This window comes from Paenibacillus foliorum (assembly GCF_013141765.1).
GTDB classification, from domain to species: domain Bacteria; phylum Bacillota; class Bacilli; order Paenibacillales; family NBRC-103111; genus Paenibacillus_S; species Paenibacillus_S foliorum.
Genome location: NZ_WHOD01000106.1, coordinates 45,306 through 65,003 on the forward strand (window position 1 = coordinate 45,306; position 19,698 = coordinate 65,003).

Consider the following 19,698-nt stretch of genomic DNA (forward strand, 5'->3'; position numbering starts at 1 on the left):
GAACCCGATTAGTCAGCTGCAGGTTTGTCTTCCTCACGAATAGGAAATGAGCGAGCGATATACAAGACTGGCGTTCCTGCAAGCGATATGACAAACTTCAGCACATACGTCGTCAACAGAATCTGCCACCACACATCAATTGGGAACACACCGTAGAATGCGATTGAGCAAAAGACCAAGGAATCAACGAATTGGCTGAGTCCGGTGCTTCCGTTGATACGCAGCCAAAATTGTCCGCGGGCAGGGAATCGACGCTTCAATGCACTAAATACATACACATCCAAGAATTGGCTGACCAAGTAGGCGCACACACTGCCGAGCGCTATTTGCGGAGCTAAGCCGAATATTTGCTTCAATGCTTCCTGAGAAATGTCACTCTCTTGAGGAATGAACACGAGCACCATCTGCATAATGATCGTCGAAGCGAACAAGGTGAAAAATCCGAACCATACGGCTTGTTTGGCCGCTTTGGCACCGTATTTCTCATTCAACAGGTCAGTGGTCATATAAATCGACGCATAGATCGAGTTACCCAGCGTCAAGACGATGCCGAATATTTCGATGGTTTTGATGACCTGAATGTTGGCCAATATGGTTGCGATACCTACCCAGGCATACAGCCCCTTACGGCCAAATAACCGGTAACTGAGCAGAAACAACACAAAATTGACGATGACGAACGTACAACCCCAAGCTAAATTAAACATGTTTATCTTTCTCCTTAGTTTTGATTACGCGGGAGGATTTCGAACCGCGACCAGCGACATAGAGACCCGCCGGTTAAGCCTCTTCGGTACTTCAGAAAAAATACCGAAGCGTTTATTCTACCATGGTATTTTGAAACCAGCAATACCTGCAGCAAGGCAATTAATTAAAGTCATTGCTATGTGTACAAGTAATTTTTACACGCTTCATTCCCTTGCATGATTAAACCGGTGTATCCCGAAATCCAATACAGTGGATGCAAGAATTGCATCTCTTAACGGATATAAAGTAGGCGTAAATCTCAGTTCAATACCTGTGTCTAGTAGTTTATCTATCAAATGACTAACCGGTTCAACTCCCTGGGGATTAACCGTTTGATGAGAAATATAGTAACCCGCCGTTTTGTCAAACAGTTCAAAGCCCTGCTCATCAAAAGCATACTTGTAAATGGTAAAATTCTTCAACTCTTTGTACCAGCGGCTCTCAATTGTAACGATAGTGGTAGCAGAAGTATCTCCGAAAAAACGGTCTTTATCCGATTTACTAACCTCCTCAGATTTTTTATAGACGATTCTCGGACAGTTTCTTGGAAAATAAAACGTAAACTCATGCTCCTTATCAATAGCCCAAACAACCGGAGGCATATCTTGTCTGTTTTGCTTAATCCTTGGCACGAAAACTTCTATAACAGGTTCTTCACTAAAATGGTAGAGCATCTATCAGACCTCCAATTTATTTGGTAATAGTGTTGAATCATACATAAATCTGCATTTCTTCATCATCTGCTTTATTACCTACTATTATAAACCACAACTTTAATATTGGACTTTGAGAATTGAATATCATATAATAGGCACAATTTTAGGAGGGGATTAGGATGGGAAACAAAATGATGACCCTATTTACATATAAAACTTGGCTTTCCCTACTCATTCTTGCTTTCATCTTATTGACTGGCTGTATGTCCAATGCTCCTTTGCCACAAACAGCACCACCATCAACTGAAGCTACCGCGCCTAAACATATACCCGATCAAGCCGCAGATACACCTTACCGGTTCGTAGTTATGGGGGATAGCCGAGGTTCTTCCAATGGAACGAACGAGACAACGCTTCGTGCATTGATGGAAAACATCAAGAAGCTGTCTCCTCTACCTCAATTTATTCTTTTTACCGGTGATCAGGTTTCTGGCGGTTCAGATGTAGGCAAACAACTGGCAGATTGGAAAAATATTGTTGATGATTATTATCCTATTACATCTATGTACCCAACACTAGGCAATCATGAGCATGATGAAGCTATTTTTACGCAATCATTCCCTACGCTTCCTAAAGAACAGCTACCTGGATATGGAAAAACAGTATATTCGTTTGATTATGGCAATGCTCGATTCATCACACTTAATTCCGATAGACTCAATGCAAAAATGAAATATATAATCGAGAAGGAGCAGCTCGACTGGTTAGAAAACCAGCTCAAAACAAGCAACAAAACACATACTTTCGTGCAGTTTCATGTGCCAGCCTACCCGGTCGGCGCCCATCTTGGTAGCTCACTAGACGGTGATCCAGCCTCCCGTGACGCCTTATGGTCGATTCTCGACAAGTATAAGGTTAGCGTGGTATTTGTAGGTCATGAACACAATTACAATAGGAGATTAGTAGACAGCGCCTTTAATGGAAGCGGTTATCAGTTTAAAAACAAGATTTATCAATTAACCGTTGGCGGAGCTGGAGCCCCCTTATATTCCGGTAATAAAGAAAACAAACAAGTGGTTGTAGGTCCAAAAGCCAGCTATCACTACATGGTCGTGGACGTTGATGGCGCCAAATTGAATTTTAAAGCGTATGATCTTCAGCAAAATGAGATCGACTCGTTTACTGTAGAGCGATGAACGATCAATAAGTCAATTTCAAGATACAAATCAAGCTTATGCTTACGAAGTAAGTTTTCGCTACAGCGAAACTCTTAGGAGGCTCACCAATAATGAAAAAAGGTTCTCCTTATCGTGATATAGCGGTTGCCCAAGGGATGATTGCAATCCTTTTTTTCCTGCTCATCCCACTGGCAAATGCGTTCAGTCCAGGAAGCCAACGTTTATCCGGCGTGCTGCATGGTCTTGGAGCATCGCTAACCTTGATAGTGGCTACCTATACTTGGCATGCTTATTATACCTATGCCAAAGGGAACAAAACTGCAAAAGCTAAGCTGGAGTGGCGGCTTCTTATGACCAATTTGCTAACCATAGCTACCATAGTTGCAGGAAATTGGCTGTATATCGGATATCAAGCTCCTGAAGGTGCCTCAGAGTGGTTCAAGCTTCATGCCCCATTCGGACATTGGGTTATCATGGAATACAAAGAATTTGTAAGCCTAATGACCTTCCCTCTGGGAGTGGCGGCAAGTGTACTGATTCGGCGATTTTCAGGCGGTAAGGGGCTAGACCAAATTCGCTGGGTGGTTGGTATCTTACTGACATTTATGTGGTTTTGTTTGTTTATCGGATTTACATTCGGCCTTGTGCTCGCAAAGTGGAAGCTTGCATAGGAAGGAATTGCTTGAATGAATAAATGCAAAGCAAAAATCCGCTGCCATATGCAATGAGAACACGTAAGGAGGTCATTTATGGAAACGGATCAAGAACAAGCAGAGCCTCAGCTAATTATTGCGACCCCGCGGCGTACGGAGACATCCAAGCAGCCACGATCAGGCGAAGCTGTTGCCGCGATGGCAGCTATCATTCTAGGTATGGGGGCGCTTACTGCCACTCATTGGTGGAGCGTAACGGATGCGTCTCATGCCAATCCGATACTGCTCCAATGGGGCTCTTGGCTTCCTTATGGGCATCGGATCGGACCTTTTGCAGGAAAACAAGCCGCTGCCTTAGCTGTATGGCTCTTCAGCTGGCTGCTATTGCTTCCGCTATTGATGCGATTTGATTTCAAGCTTCGTTCGTGGACCTATGCTTTTATCACATCTATGTTGATTCTGCTTGTACTCCTCTGGCCGCCTGTATATCATGCCTTATTCGGCTGGCCCGCTTAAACGATATTTATTATTAGGGAAGGAGGCGGCCGGATGGAAAGTGATCGTAAAGGAAGCATGACCGCTTTTCCAATAACATTGCTATTTATGTTATTGCTTGTATGCTTGACGGTTACACTTTTGATATCCAAGCCTCCTCTCACAGGGGTCATGGAACAGAGCTCAAATGTGAACAGTTCACCAGCATGGACATTTGGCTACTTGATTGGACAGCAGCCTGTTAAAGAGCCGAGCCGATTACAAAATCAGCTTGAGCTTCGTAAAGATATTATGTTTTGGGCAGGGGCAGCGAGTCTAGCCGGCGATACGTCAAATAACCAAGCTGGTGCCAACAGAAAGCCCGCTTCGCGGCTTTTTTTCCCGGTTTGGGATGATGGTACTCCAGCCTTCAAAGATCAGTATGGAGAGCTGTTCCCCCATATCCCTGAGGAACAGCTGAAGGGGTATGGCAGAACCGCTTACTTCGTCGATTATGGCGAAGCGCGGTTCTGGTTTCTTAACTCCGCGAAGCTGGCGGAGGAGCCATCTACGCAGCTCGATTGGCTGAAACGAACCGCGGCGGAGAATCCGCAGCTGCATCGGATCGTGCTCCTTCAGAAGGAGCACGATCCAATGCAGCCTGAGGTATGGGATCGGCTCGCCGAGAGCGGCGCCGATCTCGTGCTGATCGGCGCGCGGCTGTACGCGCCGGAAGCTGCGGTAACCGCTCGGCCGCAGGCCGGTTACCGCAGCTCCGCCCACCCCGGTTGGGCGGAGTGGACGATGAGCAGCCCTTCGGGCGGGCTGCTCATCGTCCAAGGGCAGGGCAGCCGCCTGGAGGCGGCGCTGCCCTTGGACCAGGCCGGTCGCGCCGCGGACCGGCTCGAGCTTGATGCAGCCGCGCTGCGCCAGCCGGCTGCTGTGCAGGAGCGGGCGCCGATCAGCATCGGCGCCATGTGGCGGTACCGCGCGGGCGGACCAGAGGTCCGCGCCGAGGTGCCGCCAGGGCTTGACCTGACCGGGGAGACTCCGACCCGGTCAACGGCCCGGCTGCCGCGCGAAGACTGGCGCAGCCCGGAGTACAACGACGCCAGCTGGCGTTGGGCAGCCGCGCCATTCGGCCGCTCCACGGACAGCGCCCTGAAGCGCAGCATCCGCACCCCGCTCGCTGTCGAGCTTCAATCGCCAGCTTATTACTTTCGCAAAAGCTTCGTTCTTGACGAAGGAGAGGCTTCCCAGGCCATTACAGAATGGCTGCTGCATATATCATTTGAAGACGGCTTTATCGCCTATCTGAATGGAGTTGAAATTGCCCGAGATTCGATCCGCGAAGGACTTGTCGACTACCGTTCGCTAGCCGTGCCTCATAATGGAGGATTATATGAAACAATCTCCCTGGGCAACCATAGAAATCTTCTTGTTCAGGGTGCTAATACTTTAGCCGTAGAGATTCACACCAGCCACCCAGACTCGCCTGATATGTGGTTTGACCTAAGCTTGTCCTACAAAAAATAAGCTTGCAATTGCTTGATCCCCAGAAGGAAAGGAGTTAGCCCAATGAATAAGACAAACGTATTCAAATCAACAGCTCTGTTCTCGCCGTCACATCATTTTATAAGAACAAGCCTGTTAGCTAACCGATGGTTGTACTTGAGCTTAGGCATCCTACTCCCTCTCCTCTCCTTCTGTGCGGGCTGCTCTAACCAATCCCATTATGCTACAGAACCTCAATTGCTTGCTGCGCTTTCGTTTGCACCCCGACATCTAATAATCGATAACCAGAATGATTATGTCTGGACTAAGGTAACAATTACGCTCAATAGCAACTTCACTTATCAAACCCCTATTTTATCACGCGGCCCCTCCAGCATCCCTCTGGCCTCATTCCTTGACCCGCAAGGTGAATCTTTCAATCCGGACAAAACTCAACCCCATCATTTAAAAGTGGAGGTACTAGAGGGCATTAATGGAAAGCCTGGACAGTTCATTTGGTAAAATTATGCTTAAGTTACTATAAAGATTCAATCAAACGCATTGTCCTTAATCAAGAGAGGTATTATACTATTCACATAATCGAAATCTAGTATTTGCTCATGCATATTTTTTAGGAGGATCTATTATGGCAACTCAAACTAAAAGAAAAGAACCTTTCAGATACATGCTGACTAGCCCAACGGAATGTACATTTGAAATTGTTCAGATCAATGAGAATCCTATCTCAGCCAAACCCGCTATAGCTGCAATTATCGATTTAAGCAAGTCCGGATGTAAGCTCTATACGAAATTAGACTTAAATGCCAATGATAATCAGATCAAATTGCTCGTCAATCTAACCTTGGATGGTCAATCCATGAAATACCGTGGAACCATTCGCTGGCAAAAGCAAACTGACGACTCCTTCTATTACGGAATTCAATTGGAATTAATCGATTCTGAAAAAGATCAAATCCTTGCTGATATCAGAAGCTTAGCGACTCACAATAAAGTAGAGGTCGTTTAGATCAACTATCCCTTCGGCTCGGCAATCGTAAAGGCTCTCCAGTCAGCATCTTTATAAAAGCAAGCAGTGCTTGAGACATCCATTTTTTGGGGTGGATAATAAGTTGAAGCTCAAACCGGAGAGCCTCATGAGAAAAAGGAATCACAGCAACTCTTCCCCGATTCACTTCCTCTTGAGCCGCAATTAGCGGCATTAGCGCAATGCCTAGACCGTTAGCAACGCATTGCTTGATTGCCTCTAAGCTTCCCAACTCGAAACCAATACGAAATTGAATACCATGATCCTTAAGCAGCTTTTCAAAAATCCCCCGATAAATACAACTCTCCTCAGAAACGATTAATTCGATATCATCGAGATCTGTAATCCCTACATTAAGTTTCTTAGTCAAAGGGTGCTCCGGAGGAGCAATCAGAACCAGAGGTTCTTCACGCACCGAAATACAATGAAGGGATGGATCAGCAGGATACCGATCAAGCAGTAACCCTACATCAAATTCTCCGTCCCTCACCTTAGCTAACAGCACCGATTCACTTTCTGGAAAAAGTTGAACCGTTAGACCCGAAATCTGCTGCTTCAGCTGCTGCAAATATCGCGGCAAATAATAAGCCGCTAACGAATCGATGGTGCCAATAATTATCGAACCTCCGACTTGATTAGCAATTTGTTCCTTTGACTGATCATACAGATCCAGCATTTGCACCGCCAGCTTCAGAAGTTCTTCTCCAGGTGGGGTCAGGCGAAGCTGTCGTCCATACCTCTCTATTAAAGGCACCCCGTATTCCCTCTCTAGCTTCTGAATTTGCATTGTAATACTCGACTGGGCATAACCTAGTTCTTCCCCAGCTCTGGTAAAGCTCTGCCGCCTTGCAACCTCGCGAAATGTACGCAGATAGGTCAAATCCATAGCTCCCTGCACCCTCCCCTTCATCTAAAGCTCCTCTATATCTCCAGCTTATGCTCATAGCATCTCAATATAGCCGACGCCTCAAAGTTGGCAGGGCTATTTAGACTCCTGAACTGTTACTGCAATTCTTGAAGCCTTTAAATGGTTCAACCAGCTGTATGCTGTCATATAGTATCATCAAAATAATTGATGACATCTATCACTTATTATAGATAACGCTGATGATTAAATCCATGCTAAAGTATCCATACACACTTAATGAATGGAGTTGGATGCCATGCTGAAATCACATGAGCTTCGCGGAATTTTCGTCCCTATCGTAACACCTTTTGAAGCAAATGGAGAGCTCGATCTTGAATCCTTTGGAACGTTCGCTCAACATTTAATCACAGAAGGCATACATGGTCTAGTTGTGAATGGAACAACAGGTGAGTCGCCTGCTATCGAATCAAATGAAGTGCTCATGCTACTAGCAGCAGCACGTAAAGCGATGGAGTCCACTCGTCGAATACCGATTGTACTCGGAACAGGAACGAACAGTACAGCCTCTACCCTCAAAAGAACCGAGCAAGCCGGGCTTCATGGAGCAGATGCTGCTCTCGTTGTTGTACCTTATTACAACCGCCCCTCTCAACAAGGGATTATCGAACATTTTCGCAGCCTAGCAGACGTAGGTCTTCCCGTTATTCTGTATGATATCCCTCACCGTACTGGGGTTGTGCTTGAGCTCGACACCGTACGTACTATTATGGAAATGGATCACATGATAGGCCTTAAGGACAGCACTGGCAGTATTAAATTAGTTACGGAGCTGTCCCGGATTGGATCTAAACCCGTGCTGTGCGGGGATGATGAGCTCTTCTATGCGTCACTGTGCTGCGGTGCTCAAGGAGGTATGCTTGCTTCAGCTAATGTAGCAACCAACCGATTTGTTCGATTGTATCAGCATCAAATGGAGGACCAAACTCAGGAAGCCAGGCATATGTTTGATGACCTCCTGCCATTAATCCGCCTGCTGTTCACCGAACCCAATCCCGCACCTCTTAAATGGCTGCTAGCACAGCAGCAGCAAATAAAATCCGATGAATTACGGCTTCCGATGACTCGCATAAGCTCCCAGCTACAGCAACAGCTGGCTTCCATACAGGTTAGATAAGTCGGCTATCTAGTATGCGCGTATGAGCGCATACTAGTGCCCTTCAATCCACAATAGATGCGATATAGCTCCCGTTTTCCATCCTATGTCAAACAGGTGTCTCCTCTAATTGACGTAACCGCTCCACAATCCTACGTTTACGATAAAGCATCTTCCCGGTCTCTGCTACCTGATGAAGTGATTCGCGGTTCGAATATGCACCGAATAGTGTTCCAGCTATGGGTACCAGCTGGAACAGCTTCTTCATACCGAAGCTATCTCGGTAAGCGGAGACAACCTCACGCCATCCTTGCAGCTGGCTCATGACCTGAACAGACATATCTTGGTTATCGTATTCGGCAAGCTCTTCGAGAATTGCCTTCTTTCCAACAATGTCGGAGGAAGAAAACTGCAAGCACTTAATAATGAAGGTGCGTTCTCTCGGGTCCCTTGGATTAAATCCGTAGCATAAAGCAAGCTCCTGCAATACCTTCAGTGACAGTCCCAGCATGGCGGGAATGTCTGCTACTATCGTAAACAGCCCGCCGAATCCGGTTGCCGCTCCTTGAACAGTCGCCATATTTGTTCGGCTTTCCCCAAGCTCATCAGCTACCCGATCCATCACAGCGAGCGGAAGCTCCTTAACCTCCCTAGTCTCCTTAGTCTCTCTACTTTCTTTTCCTTCCTTACCTTCCGTATTCTCCTTACTCTCCTTAATCTCCGTACTCTGTATAGTCTCATTAACCCCCGTACTCTCTTTACTCTCCCTGCTCTCGATAGTCTCATGAACTCCCGTACTCTCTTTACTCTCCCTGCTCTCGATAGTCTCATGAACTCCCGTACTCTCTTTATTCACGATAGTCTCGGTAATCTCTATGGGTCCAGCAGTCTCCGCCTCAAGCGAGCGCTCCTCCTTACGAAATTCCCGTTGAAGCTTGTCCTGGATTGTCTTCTCGGACACAAGATAGTCTCCTCCGGTTTGAATGAATCGGCCTATTTCATTCAGCGCCATCTCTATTTTGTCCTGAATTAATTTCGGAGTCCATTTATCCAGCAAAACGAAGGGTAACCGGCCGAGCTTCTCCCAGAACCATAAATCCTTCTGCCCTTTTTCCCATCGAATTATAGTTTGAAGCTCCTGCAGCAGCTGTTCTTTATTTTCCATACTGTTTAATCCTCTCCTCTTTACTTCCAATACGTAAGATTAACGAAATGAGATTCATTTATTAAAACTTGCGTATTTTTCATCTAAGAAGATAGTTAGATAAATTCTACTAGTGTATCGCACAAATGAATTCGACTCCTTACGCATTAATCCAGGTATATTCCTATGCTTCTGAAGAAATGTATAAATATGGGCTTCCTTAGCACTCTAGCACGGTGAAATGCTCCTATTATTTCCATGCCAAGAAAAGCCTTTGGAAGGATCCAAAGACTTTTTTGTATGGCTATTTTTATTAAGACCTCGAGCTGACCTGAACAAGTATATGAAGAGCGCGTTTGGTAACGATTATGTAACTTTCCATGGTCTTCTACCAAGGAACACCCACAGAAGCATCTTAACTACGCTAAGGCAAATCACTCAACTCTCATTGATGTTCAACTATTTCCGTTCGAATGTGCAGCAGTATTTCTGCGGAAATATCGGAATCCCCATCGCAGAATATAGGGAACAATAAACAAAATAAATAATATACGGAACATTTGATAGGCAACTACTAAAGAAACATCAGCACCTACAAGAGTAGCGGTAACTCCCATCTCCGTCATCCCGCCTGGGGACATTCCTAGAAAAGCCGTCAACAATGACATCGGAAGGACTAAGCTGAATACGTAGGACAGTCCTATGGAGAATCCGATTACAGCAACATTACCTAAAATGGTATAGGGCAGCAGTCGTCTCCAATTGCTAAGGCTGCTCAGCTTGATCCCTAGTCCCATATAAATGCCTAAGCTCCACTGGGCCACCAATACAAATAAAGAAGGGAGATGTGGCGGCTCTAAGCCTGACACTGTAAAAGTAGCAGCAGCCAAAATAGGCCCGAGGAAATAGGCTGTTGGGAAACGAAGCTTCACAGCTATCCAAGTAGCAGCGGCCACGCCTACTACAATCAGACATGAGAATATAGGCCGGGAGATCACCGCCTCACTCCAGCTTATGAGAGAACCAACGAGCGTATTCCCAGCGCCTCCATTCGCTATACTACTCCCTACACCTGCGCTTCCTGCTACAAACCCATCAGCAGCCAAGCCATGGACAGCAACAAAAGGAATCACAAATACTACCATCAGCAAGCGTATAGTTTGCATAAAGGCGACTACCGCTTTATCTGCCCCTTCGATTTCTTCACTGAGCACAATCATCTGCGATAAGCCTCCGGGTATACTGCCGATGGCACTGCTTGCCGGGTTTACTCCGGTTTGGCGGGCTGTAATAAAGGCAATACCCAAGCTAAAAGCAATCGTCAGCAGCGTTGCGATAAACATGGATGGCAGCTGGGAGGAGATTTGCTTGGCACTGTTCAATGTGAAGGAGAGCCCCATACTGTAGCCTAGCAGCAGCAGGCCCCCATTGCGCAGCCAGATCGGCCATACCAGGCTTCGGCGTGTACAAGCAGTCCAAAGAAGTACCGCTGCTAAGGGTCCAAGCATCCAGCTCAGCGGCACATTCAGAAGCGTAAACAGCATCCCACCCACAAAGGTGATGAGGATCGTTTCCAATATCCGTTTCATGTTGTTTTCCTCTTTTCGTAGAGCCTACATTCATTCATTCTACACATTCTGCTATTATATCAAAACAAGACCGTACAGCACATGAAAGTGTTGTACGGCCTCCTCTATGAACTTCTTTATATTTGGCTCTATCCTCTAAAATTTCACCAAATCCGCAACATTTACAGCTTGACCTGTACGAAGTGAACGGTTTCCTGCAATACCTGTAAGTATGGACATCGCGCCATCTACATGTGATGCTGCACGATTGAATCGGTCTGGTGTAGGCTCTCCGAACAAATCATTAAGCAATACCGGATCCCCGCCGCCATGGCCGCCCTTGCCTTCTTCTACTGTTACTTCATAAGGCTTATCAAACAATGGATGAACCAGGATTTTCTTCCCAGTTACCGCACCTTCCAGACCCTGCTCGCCGCCTGAATTGACGTATGATTGCTCAACTACATTCATCTCAATGCGTCCTTTAGTGCCGTTAAAGCAAACGCGGAAGCCTTCCCATGGTGCATATGCATACAGATTGTAGGTTAAGAATGCATTGCTGCGATATTTTACCATAACGCCCATCGTATCTTCTATATTAATGCCATCACCGAATACGCTTTGGTCACGGTAATAACCGTCTTCCTTTTCAGCATCCAGATACATACCTTTTAAATTCCCGTTATCCTCCATGTGCAGAGCGAATGGATCATCCTTAGCATATTCGCTGCCATGAGCACGAGAATAAAACTTAGTTACTCCACGTTTCTCAGCATTCTCGCGGCCATAGAACATTAAGTCGCCAAGAGCGAAAACGGTAGCAGGCTGCGTACCCAACCAGAAGTTAACCAGATCGAAATGATGCGTTGATTTATGAACCAGCAGACCGCCGCTGTTGCGTTTATCACGGTGCCAACGACGGAAATAATCCGCTCCATGCTTCGTATTTAGCAGCCATTCGAAATGGACGGAGTTTACGTCACCGATAGTTCCATCAGCGATTAGCTCACGAATTTTCGTATTGTGCGGGGAGTAACGATAGTTAAAGGTTACCCGAAGCTTGCGCCCGGTACGTTTAACGGCATCCAGAATTTCCTGGCATTTATCTTCATCGACCGTCATCGGTTTCTCAGAGATGACATCGCAACCAAGCTCCATTGCGCGGATAATATAAGTATGATGAGTCCGGTCAACGGTTGTAACGATCACGAAATCAGGCTTTGATTCCTCAATCATACGATCGAATTCTTCTGATTTGTAAGTAGGAAGGGGTCCAACTCCATGGGCTCCTATTTTTTTATTAGCAAAATCCATACGAGTCTGGTTCACATCGCAAAATGCGACGAGTTCAGATGATTCTTTAAAATCCTTGACAATGGCGGAATAAAAAAAACTAGCGCGGCCGCCTGTACCAACGAGAGCATATCTTTTACGAGATGACATCTATTCTTCCTCCCTTGTCTATGTTATTGTGATTATAGCGCAATAAACATAATATAACCGTACTATAATTGCTGAAATTTAAATTTTTCTACATTTCTTGCAGTCAAGATCTGCATGGTCATAGGAGGAGCATTTCATGAAAGACAGCAGCCCATCCGATATGAAGCTTTCATTTTCCTCAGATAAGGGACTTTTCCATCTAGATCATTCTATTCGCACAAGCCCCTATAACATGACTCAGAACCATTCGCATGATTCCTACGAAATTTATTATATGCGTGCGGGAGAACGCTTTTATTTCATTAAAGACCGCTCCTACCATGTAAAAAGGGGTGATCTTGTGCTTATCCAGCCCAACGTTCTGCATAAAACAACCGAGTCCTATTCCCCCAATCATGAGCGAATATTGATCAATTTCAAGACTGCGTTCATGCTGAGGATTAACAGTGAGATAGCACCTGATTTACTTCAAGTGTTCGAGGAGGGTCCCGTGCTCCATCCCGATGCTCGCGAATTAATTATTATAGAATCGATCATGGACAAGATGCTGCGGGAGCAAAAGCAGGGAGAGCCGGATACAGTGGGCTACATTAAGCTGCTGCTTGGGGAGCTGCTGCTGCTGATTAATCGGCATGTCCGCCAGACAGACCGTAAAAGCAAAACCTCCGACCATCCAACCACTCTACACCGAAAGGTATCCGATATGGTCAAACACATCAATGAGAACTTTCGAGAGCCGCTGTCGTTAAAGTCACTCGCCGAGCATTTTCATATCAGTCCGTTTTACTTGTGCCGCATTTATAAGGAGGTTACCGGCTTCACTGTCGTTGAATATGTTAATCAGGTGCGTGTGCAGGAAGCCCAGATGCTTCTAAAAACAACACGCAGCTCTGTAACCGAAATTACGGAAAAGGTCGGCTTCGAAAGCAGCACTCATTTCGGCCGAATTTTCAAATCGCTATGCGGCATGTCACCGTTGCAGTATCGAAAACTAAACAAAATGTAATACACATAGCTACATTCACATATCAAAAAAAGGACCCCGAGCAGGCAGTGAACTGTGAACTATAACACGAGTGATAGACACTTTGTTAAGAAGTGCCTGTCTTTCGGGCTACTGTTCACAGCATCGTGCTGCTTCAGGGTCCTTTTACATCGTTACCTAAACGCTACTACGTTATCTGTTCAAATAAACGGGTGATCTTACACTAAATTCTCTGGATTTAATTGCTCCAGCTCAGGAATTACAAACCTTCCATCCTTGCGGATTAGAACATCATCGAAGTAAATTTCCCCGCCGCCGAACTCTGGCCGTTGAATAAGCACCATATCCCAATGGACGGAGGAGCGATTAGTGTTATCTGCATCCTCATAGGCGTTGCCAGGTGTGAAGTGGATGCTTCCATCGATTTTCTCATCAAACAAAATATCCTTCATAGGCTGCTTGATATACGGATTGACTCCGATAGCAAATTCACCGATATAACGAGACCCCTCGTCTGTATCCAATATTTCATTGATTCGTTTGGTGTTATTGCTTGTTGCTTCGATGATTTTACCGTTCTCAAATTTCAACATTACATTTTCAAACGAGGTTCCCGTATAAATAGTTGGTGTATTATAAGTAATCACACCGTTTACCGAATTTTTGACTGGAGCGGTGAATACCTCGCCATCCGGAATGTTGTGCGCTCCTGCACATGGAATAGATGGAATACCTTTGATAGAAAAGGTCAGGTCGGTCCCTGGGGAAACCAGGTGAACTTTGTCCGTACGATCCATTAGGGAGACTAGGGACTCCATAGCTTTAGCCATTTTACTATAATCAAGGTTGCATACTTGGAAATAAAAGTCCTCAAATGCTTCGGTGCTCGTATTGGCTAATTGAGCCATGGAAGGGTTTGGATAGCGCATAACGCACCATTTGGTATGATTGACACGCCGATCTACGACTGGGCGCTGATATTCCTTCACATAGAGCTTCATTTGTTCCTCTGGCACATCGGAGGTTTCGGTAATGTTATCTCCACTGCGAACGGCTATGTAGGCATGCATTTGCTTCATCCGTTGAAGCTCCAGCTCCATAAGTGTCTGGTATTGCTCCTTGGTTCCGTTAAGCATCAGGCTGCGAGTTACAGCAGGGTTGCGCAGCTCAACGAAAGGATGCCCACCTGCCGCAGACACCTCTTCTATTAAGCATTTAGACAGTTCTTGATCGGGCAGTCCAATCATCTCTAGCAGTATATTTTCACCAGGCTGCAAATTTACAGAATAACGGATCAAATTATTAGCCATTATCTTAAGTCTTGGATCTCTCATTTCAACATCGCTCCTTTATTCTTTTACCTCTATTCAATGTAACCAATTTTGCTGAAAACATCAAATTTACTGTTCTGAAATAAATAATAAAAATCACCCTCATGACTGAGGATGATAGTGTTGGATGGCTCCATATTCATCTACATGCAAGGCTTCCAGCTTAGGCAAGAATGGATCAAATATAAGCAGCTCCTCTGGGTGGAATGCATTAGCTACTTCCCGTTCGGCGCTTTCAGGCGAATCCGAGCCGTGGATTATATTATTGCCTTTATCTGTTGCAAAATCACCGCGAATCGTCCCAGGCGCCGCTTCCAGCGGGTTGGTCTTACCTATCATTAAGCGGGACATAGCAACAACCCCTTCCCCCTGCCACACCATGGCAAACACTGGACCGGATGTGATAAACTCCAGCAGTTCACCATAAAAGGGTTTGTCCGTATGCTCAGCATAGTGGGCTTCAGCCTGCGCCATTGTCATTCTCATTAGCTTGGCTCCTATAAGCTCAAAGCCTTTCTCCTCAAATCGCTGAACCAATTTACCTATCATCCTTCGCTGTACTGCATCCGGTTTAAGCATCAAAAATGTTTTTTCCATATTCCTGCACCCCATCTTGTGTTGTATTGATCTTAGTAACATCCCATTATTACCCAAAAAATGCCCCTTCACTCCCCGAGCAAAAATAAAGCTAAATCACTCCGCTTCGCGGCAGTTGATTTAGCTTTATTGAAGTACATTCTATTCACTATTCAATTCAAGCACTTATCCTCTGACAATCATAAAATCTTTTAAAGTGCGGCAGCCGTTGTTCCTACATTAGAAGTAGTAGATGATATTCGGGCCCCTTTTTTCCCTTGCTGCAATTCATACATTTGATAATATTTGCCGCCTAACACCATCAACTCATCATGTGTTCCACGCTCAACGATCTCCCCACGATCCAGCACGAGGATAAGATCTGCACTCTTTATTGTCGATAAGCGATGTGCGATCACAAAGGTTGTGCGCCCTTTCTTTACGATATCGAGCGCTTCTTGGATGACAGCCTCTGTCTCGGTATCGATGTTCGAGGTCGCTTCATCCAGAATGAGAATTGCCGGGTCGAAGGCTAGAGCCCTAGCGAATGATATCAGCTGGCGTTGTCCTGCGGAAAGCGTACTGCCTTTCTCGATGACAGGCTCGTCGATACCCAAAGGTAAATGTGAGAGCGCTCGGTCCGCACCGACATCCCGCAGCGCTTTCTCAATAGTATCTCTTGAAATCGCGGAGTGGTTAAGCGACACATTAGAAGCAATTGTACCTGTAAACAGGAAGGGATCCTGAAGCACGATACCCATATGATTACGAAGTGTTTGACGAGGTATTCCTCGAATCTCCTGTCCGTCAATCGTGATGCTTCCCGAGTCTACGTCGTAGAATCGAAAGATCAAGTTAAGAATTGAACTTTTGCCTGATCCCGTATGTCCGACGAGAGCAACAGTCTGGCCTTGCCGCGCTTCAAACGATATCCCTTTCAACACAGGCTCACCTTCTTTATAAGAAAACCCAACTTTATCAAATACCACATTCCCTTTGTAGCGCGCCATTTTTTCATCGGAGACATCTTCTCCCTCTTCGTCCATCAGAACGAATACACGCTCCGCGCTGACAAAGGCCTGCTCCATGTTGGGAAGCTGGTTAACGATATTGACGATTGGCTGAAACATTCGGTTTAAGAAATCGACGAATGCGTAGAGTACGCCAAGGGAAACCCCTCCTACAACAGACCCTAGTGATATGCCGGAAAAATACCAAATCATAGCGATAAACGCAATATTACGCAAAACGCCTACCAAGTTATGCGACGTCAATGAATTCAAATTCAACATTTTGTTACGGTAATCGAAATACCGTTTATTGAATTGCTCGAATTCATGTTCCTGCTTCTTCTCCCTACGGAACGACTGAATAATAGGCATACCTTGAATGGATTCATTAATCATTCCGTTCATTTCAGAGAGAGTGGAGCGAATAACCCGATTGTAATAGGCTGCAAATTTCCGATAGATGATGATCCATACCGCTAGTATCGGAATAATGAGCATACAGATGAGCGCTAGACGTACGTCAAGTAGAAACATAGCACCCAGAATCGCAACGATATACAGCGTTCCCGAAAAGAAGTTAGCCAGTACCGTCACATACAGCTCCTTGATCGCTTCGGTATCGTTCGTAATTCGTGATACTACTTTACCAGCAGGCAAGTTATCAAAATAGCGGATCGGAAGACGGTTGATATGTGCAAACACATCATCCCTCATCCTTTGAATAATCCGATTGGCAGAAGCCTGAAGCCAATAACGCTGCCCGTAGCTGAACAATGCCGAAACAGCTATCAGCGCCATGGATAACAATGCCAAGCTAATAATAGCTCCGAGCTCGGGTTTATAAAATTCATATAATTGCTCTTTAGAAAGATGCTGCGCGTTATATTTCGTTACCGTATCCTTCTTGGTTATAATTAACTCTGTAGCTCCGTCAGCCGTCAAAGATATAGAACGTTCACCGTCCTCTTTAATGCCTCCGGGCACAAAGAAGAAATCTCGGCCCACTTGGAGAACACGCGCTTCCTTTTTCTGCTCGTTCACCGGTACTCGATCTACCCGCATCCAATAAGCGCCGGCATAAGCCACGCTGTCCACAGAGCCCGCCTCTACTTCATACCAAGGCTTCTCAATTCCAGCGATGTGCACATCTATAATTCGTTTGGCGATGAACGGGCCAGTAAGCTCTGTCCCGATTGCAATAGCCAGCATAAGCAGTGCCAGTAGGATCGTCTTCTTATAGATTAGAGCATATTGCCATAAACGTTTTCCCGGACGCGCTCGCCTTACCGCCTCCCGATCTATTTCCAAATCCAAATCTCCACTCATAGTTGTTTCCTCCACCTTTCCATTCCAAGCTGTCCAAGCAGTTACAAGCTTATTTATTGGCTTACCGGCTTGTTGCCTTAAACCCTAATTATGCGCCATCTAACGTTGCTTCCGCCTGCTGCCGCTCCCATTGTTCGCGGTACCAACCGCCTTGGGCCAGCAGCTCCTCATGCATCCCTTCCTCAACAATACAGCCGTCATCCATCACGACAATATGCTCAGCATGCTGCACCGCCGACAAACGATGCGAGACAATTAACGTTGTTTTGCCAGCACGGGAACGCCGAATATTCGAGATGATTTCTGCTTCTGTTTTTGCATCTACCGCCGATAGAGCGTCATCAAGAATCAAGATTTGCGGATTCCCAAGCAACGCGCGAGCAATAGATACTCTCTGCTTCTGACCGCCAGAAAGGGCAACACCCTTCTCACCTACAAGCGTCTCCAAGCCCTGTGGCAAAAACTCAAGATCTTTCCGGAAGGCGGAGCATTCAATAGCTTCCTCCAATGCTTGCTCATCTTTGGAAAATAATATATTTTCCCGAACTGTGCGGGAAAACAGGAAAGGGCTTTGCGGCACATAGCCGATCCATCCTTTCAAATCATCGAAAGCAATAGCTTCGAGCGGTTGTCCTGAGATGGATATCTGCCCTTCTCCTTTCGGATACTCGCGAAGCAGCTGCTTTATTAGCGTCGTTTTACCACTACCCGTTCTCCCAACTATACCTAGTGTTTGACCGCGGAGTAAGTAAAGATTCAACTCACTTAAATTTTTAACCTCCGAAGACGGATACTGGAAGGTCACATTATTGAACTCTATCGAACCATGCTCAGCGATCCTGATTGCATTCGTTGACTCTTCCACATCAGCCTTATAGGATAGTGTTTCGTTTACTCGATCGAGCGACGCATTACCTCGCTGCATAATGTTAATGAGCTCTCCAATCGCGAACATCGGCCAAATCAGCATCCCAAGATACACATTGAAAGTAACGAGTCCTCCTACGGTCAATTCATTATGGAACACCAGATAGGCACCGTATACGAGACCCAGAAGATAACTTGCGCCGACAATGATCTTGACCGTAGGTTCAAAGAGCGCATCAATTCGCGCTATTGCGATGTTCTTCCCTAGTACATCTGAAGTCACATCTCCAAAACTGCGTTCAGCCGCACGCTCTTGCACAAATGCACGGATTACACGGGTTCCGGAAATGGTCTCAAGCACTCCATCATTCATAACTCCAAAGGCGTCTTGTGCGGCTTTAAACCGCTTGTGAATCCACCCTCCATAAATTTGCATCATTAAAGCAAGGATGGGTAATGGAAGAACTGCCGCCAATGTCAGCTTCCATGAGATCAGAAAGCCCATGACACCTATTAAGGTCATTATCCATACTGTCGAGTCAACAAGTGTTAATATCCCGAAGCCAGCCGTTAATGAAACATCCTTCAAATCATTAGTCGCCCGCGCCATTAAGTCGCCCGTCCTGTTCTTCTCATAGAACGATGGAGTCATTCGGAGAAGATGCCTCATCAAACGCGATCTCAATAGCCGTTCCACGACGAAAGCCCCACCGAACAAACGATACATCCAAATATAAGTGATGAAATAAATAATTACAGCAAGCCCACCCAGTAGAAGAAGCGTGTCGGTAACCAGCCCCCAATGGAGAGTTCCCTGCTGAATATAATCGATCATGTCCCCAACGATCTTGGGCGGAATAACTTCGATCACCCCCGCTATAATGAGCAAGGGGATCGCAATAGCATACCTTTTCCATTCTAATCTGAAAAACCAACCTAATTTCCCTAACACCGAAAGCATAATCCTTATCTCTCCTCTCTCTATGAACAAAAAAACACACGGCATAAATGAGCTGTGTGCTTCTTCCTGTTACGGAACGTATAAAGCGCACGCCACGAATGAATCATGACCTGCGCTGTGGTTTCCTTTTATGTACGGCTGACGTTTCCATCACTGAAAACGTTAAGGCGTCCAATTACGGAAGCGTAAGGTCACATTATATTTGCCGAACAGATTAAT

18 protein-coding genes and 1 riboswitch are annotated in these 19,698 nt (G+C 45.8%); of the genes, 8 read left to right on the forward strand and 10 right to left on the reverse strand.

The genetic code is table 11. From position 1 onward, the window contains the following. Positions 1-8: 8 nt before the first annotated feature. Both GC093_RS28685 and GC093_RS28690 read right to left on the reverse strand, forming a co-directional pair. Positions 9-707, reverse strand: coding sequence for a queuosine precursor transporter (locus GC093_RS28685; protein ID WP_171655367.1), 699 nt, complete (start codon positions 705-707; stop codon positions 9-11). A gap of 8 nt (positions 708-715) precedes the next feature. After that, positions 716-761, reverse strand: a riboswitch (PreQ1 riboswitch). 150 nt (positions 762-911) lie between these two features. After that, positions 912-1,421: a DUF6886 family protein gene (locus GC093_RS28690; RefSeq protein ID WP_171655368.1), complete on the reverse strand. Its 510-nt coding sequence runs from the start codon at positions 1,419-1,421 to the stop codon at positions 912-914. A 161-nt stretch (positions 1,422-1,582) separates the two neighbouring features. Between GC093_RS28690 and GC093_RS28695 the strand changes: the two genes are divergently transcribed. The 6 genes from GC093_RS28695 to GC093_RS28720 all read left to right on the forward strand — a co-directional run bounded on the left by GC093_RS28695 (position 1,583) and on the right by GC093_RS28720 (position 6,229). Beyond that, positions 1,583-2,599 (forward strand): metallophosphoesterase family protein, encoded by a 1,017-nt coding sequence (locus GC093_RS28695; protein WP_171655369.1) that lies wholly within the window; start codon positions 1,583-1,585, stop codon positions 2,597-2,599. 92 nt (positions 2,600-2,691) lie between these two features. After that, a complete protein-coding gene (locus tag GC093_RS28700) occupies positions 2,692-3,252 on the forward strand; it encodes a hypothetical protein (RefSeq protein ID WP_171655370.1) in 561 nt (186 codons plus the stop codon). 78 nt (positions 3,253-3,330) lie between these two features. After that, a complete protein-coding gene (locus GC093_RS28705) occupies positions 3,331-3,750 on the forward strand; it encodes a hypothetical protein (RefSeq protein WP_246315579.1) in 420 nt (139 codons plus the stop codon). A 33-nt stretch (positions 3,751-3,783) separates the two neighbouring features. Further along, positions 3,784-5,244 carry a metallophosphoesterase family protein gene (locus GC093_RS28710; RefSeq protein ID WP_171655371.1) on the forward strand — a complete coding sequence of 487 codons (1,461 nt, stop codon included), beginning with the start codon at positions 3,784-3,786 and terminating at the stop codon, positions 5,242-5,244. 42 nt (positions 5,245-5,286) lie between these two features. After that, positions 5,287-5,724 (forward strand): hypothetical protein, encoded by a 438-nt coding sequence (locus GC093_RS28715; RefSeq protein ID WP_171655372.1) that lies wholly within the window; start codon positions 5,287-5,289, stop codon positions 5,722-5,724. A gap of 124 nt (positions 5,725-5,848) precedes the next feature. Next, positions 5,849-6,229 (forward strand): PilZ domain-containing protein, encoded by a 381-nt coding sequence (locus GC093_RS28720; RefSeq protein WP_171655373.1) that lies wholly within the window; start codon positions 5,849-5,851, stop codon positions 6,227-6,229. Position 6,230: 1 nt separating this feature from the next. Here the strand turns inward: GC093_RS28720 and GC093_RS28725 are convergent, their stop codons facing one another. Continuing rightward, positions 6,231-7,133: a LysR family transcriptional regulator gene (locus GC093_RS28725; protein ID WP_171655374.1), complete on the reverse strand. Its 903-nt coding sequence runs from the start codon at positions 7,131-7,133 to the stop codon at positions 6,231-6,233. A gap of 277 nt (positions 7,134-7,410) precedes the next feature. Here GC093_RS28725 and dapA point away from each other — a divergent pair, with 277 nt between their 5' ends. Next, on the forward strand, positions 7,411-8,289 hold the full coding sequence (dapA, locus tag GC093_RS28730) for a 4-hydroxy-tetrahydrodipicolinate synthase (RefSeq protein WP_171655375.1): 879 nt from the start codon (positions 7,411-7,413) through the stop codon (positions 8,287-8,289). 88 nt (positions 8,290-8,377) lie between these two features. Here the strand turns inward: dapA and GC093_RS28735 are convergent, their stop codons facing one another. From GC093_RS28735 to GC093_RS28745, 3 genes are all read right to left on the reverse strand, one after another. Continuing rightward, the gene (locus GC093_RS28735) at positions 8,378-9,433 is read right to left on the reverse strand and encodes an EcsC family protein (protein ID WP_171655376.1); all 1,056 of its coding nucleotides are present in this window, start codon (positions 9,431-9,433) and stop codon (positions 8,378-8,380) included. Between the two features lie 434 nt (positions 9,434-9,867). After that, positions 9,868-11,001 (reverse strand): AbrB family protein, encoded by a 1,134-nt coding sequence (locus GC093_RS28740; protein ID WP_171655377.1) that lies wholly within the window; start codon positions 10,999-11,001, stop codon positions 9,868-9,870. 135 nt (positions 11,002-11,136) lie between these two features. Continuing rightward, positions 11,137-12,423 (reverse strand): Gfo/Idh/MocA family oxidoreductase, encoded by a 1,287-nt coding sequence (locus GC093_RS28745; protein ID WP_171655378.1) that lies wholly within the window; start codon positions 12,421-12,423, stop codon positions 11,137-11,139. Positions 12,424-12,559: 136 nt separating this feature from the next. On the opposite strand from GC093_RS28745, the gene GC093_RS28750 reads away from it, so the two are divergent. After that, positions 12,560-13,429 (forward strand): helix-turn-helix domain-containing protein, encoded by an 870-nt coding sequence (locus tag GC093_RS28750; protein WP_246315582.1) that lies wholly within the window; start codon positions 12,560-12,562, stop codon positions 13,427-13,429. A 197-nt stretch (positions 13,430-13,626) separates the two neighbouring features. Here the strand turns inward: GC093_RS28750 and GC093_RS28755 are convergent, their stop codons facing one another. The 4 genes from GC093_RS28755 to GC093_RS28770 form a co-directional block, all read right to left on the reverse strand. Further along, positions 13,627-14,742, reverse strand: a complete 1,116-nt coding sequence (locus GC093_RS28755; RefSeq protein WP_171655379.1) for an aminopeptidase — start codon at positions 14,740-14,742, stop codon at positions 13,627-13,629. Positions 14,743-14,841: 99 nt separating this feature from the next. Further along, positions 14,842-15,336, reverse strand: coding sequence for a nucleoside-diphosphate kinase (gene ndk / locus GC093_RS28760; protein ID WP_171655380.1), 495 nt, complete (start codon positions 15,334-15,336; stop codon positions 14,842-14,844). A gap of 191 nt (positions 15,337-15,527) precedes the next feature. Then, on the reverse strand, positions 15,528-17,651 hold the full coding sequence (locus GC093_RS28765) for an ABC transporter ATP-binding protein (protein ID WP_171655381.1): 2,124 nt from the start codon (positions 17,649-17,651) through the stop codon (positions 15,528-15,530). A gap of 88 nt (positions 17,652-17,739) precedes the next feature. Continuing rightward, positions 17,740-19,479 (reverse strand): ABC transporter ATP-binding protein, encoded by a 1,740-nt coding sequence (locus tag GC093_RS28770; RefSeq protein WP_171655382.1) that lies wholly within the window; start codon positions 19,477-19,479, stop codon positions 17,740-17,742. Between the last annotated feature and the right edge of the window lie 219 nt (positions 19,480-19,698).

Bases quoted from the DNA above. Each gene is read 5' to 3' on its own strand.
- GC093_RS28720 (WP_171655373.1), top strand. From the start codon at position 5,849: ATGGCAACTCAAACTAAAAGAAAAGAACCTTTCAGATACATGCTGACT.
- GC093_RS28725 (WP_171655374.1), bottom strand. From the start codon at position 7,133: ATGGATTTGACCTATCTGCGTACATTTCGCGAGGTTGCAAGGCGGCAG.
- GC093_RS28690 (WP_171655368.1), bottom strand. From the start codon at position 1,421: ATGCTCTACCATTTTAGTGAAGAACCTGTTATAGAAGTTTTCGTGCCA.
- GC093_RS28745 (WP_171655378.1), bottom strand. From the start codon at position 12,423: ATGTCATCTCGTAAAAGATATGCTCTCGTTGGTACAGGCGGCCGCGCT.
- ndk (WP_171655380.1), bottom strand. From the start codon at position 15,336: ATGGAAAAAACATTTTTGATGCTTAAACCGGATGCAGTACAGCGAAGG.
- GC093_RS28695 (WP_171655369.1), top strand. From the start codon at position 1,583: ATGGGAAACAAAATGATGACCCTATTTACATATAAAACTTGGCTTTCC.
- GC093_RS28710 (WP_171655371.1), top strand. From the start codon at position 3,784: ATGGAAAGTGATCGTAAAGGAAGCATGACCGCTTTTCCAATAACATTG.
- GC093_RS28735 (WP_171655376.1), bottom strand. From the start codon at position 9,433: ATGGAAAATAAAGAACAGCTGCTGCAGGAGCTTCAAACTATAATTCGA.
- GC093_RS28770 (WP_171655382.1), bottom strand. From the start codon at position 19,479: ATGCTTTCGGTGTTAGGGAAATTAGGTTGGTTTTTCAGATTAGAATGG.
- GC093_RS28750 (WP_246315582.1), top strand. From the start codon at position 12,560: ATGAAAGACAGCAGCCCATCCGATATGAAGCTTTCATTTTCCTCAGAT.
- GC093_RS28685 (WP_171655367.1), bottom strand. From the start codon at position 707: ATGTTTAATTTAGCTTGGGGTTGTACGTTCGTCATCGTCAATTTTGTG.
- GC093_RS28705 (WP_246315579.1), top strand. From the start codon at position 3,331: ATGGAAACGGATCAAGAACAAGCAGAGCCTCAGCTAATTATTGCGACC.
- dapA (WP_171655375.1), top strand. From the start codon at position 7,411: ATGCTGAAATCACATGAGCTTCGCGGAATTTTCGTCCCTATCGTAACA.
- GC093_RS28700 (WP_171655370.1), top strand. From the start codon at position 2,692: ATGAAAAAAGGTTCTCCTTATCGTGATATAGCGGTTGCCCAAGGGATG.
- GC093_RS28715 (WP_171655372.1), top strand. From the start codon at position 5,287: ATGAATAAGACAAACGTATTCAAATCAACAGCTCTGTTCTCGCCGTCA.
- GC093_RS28755 (WP_171655379.1), bottom strand. From the start codon at position 14,742: ATGAGAGATCCAAGACTTAAGATAATGGCTAATAATTTGATCCGTTAT.
- GC093_RS28740 (WP_171655377.1), bottom strand. From the start codon at position 11,001: ATGAAACGGATATTGGAAACGATCCTCATCACCTTTGTGGGTGGGATG.
- GC093_RS28765 (WP_171655381.1), bottom strand. From the start codon at position 17,651: ATGAGTGGAGATTTGGATTTGGAAATAGATCGGGAGGCGGTAAGGCGA.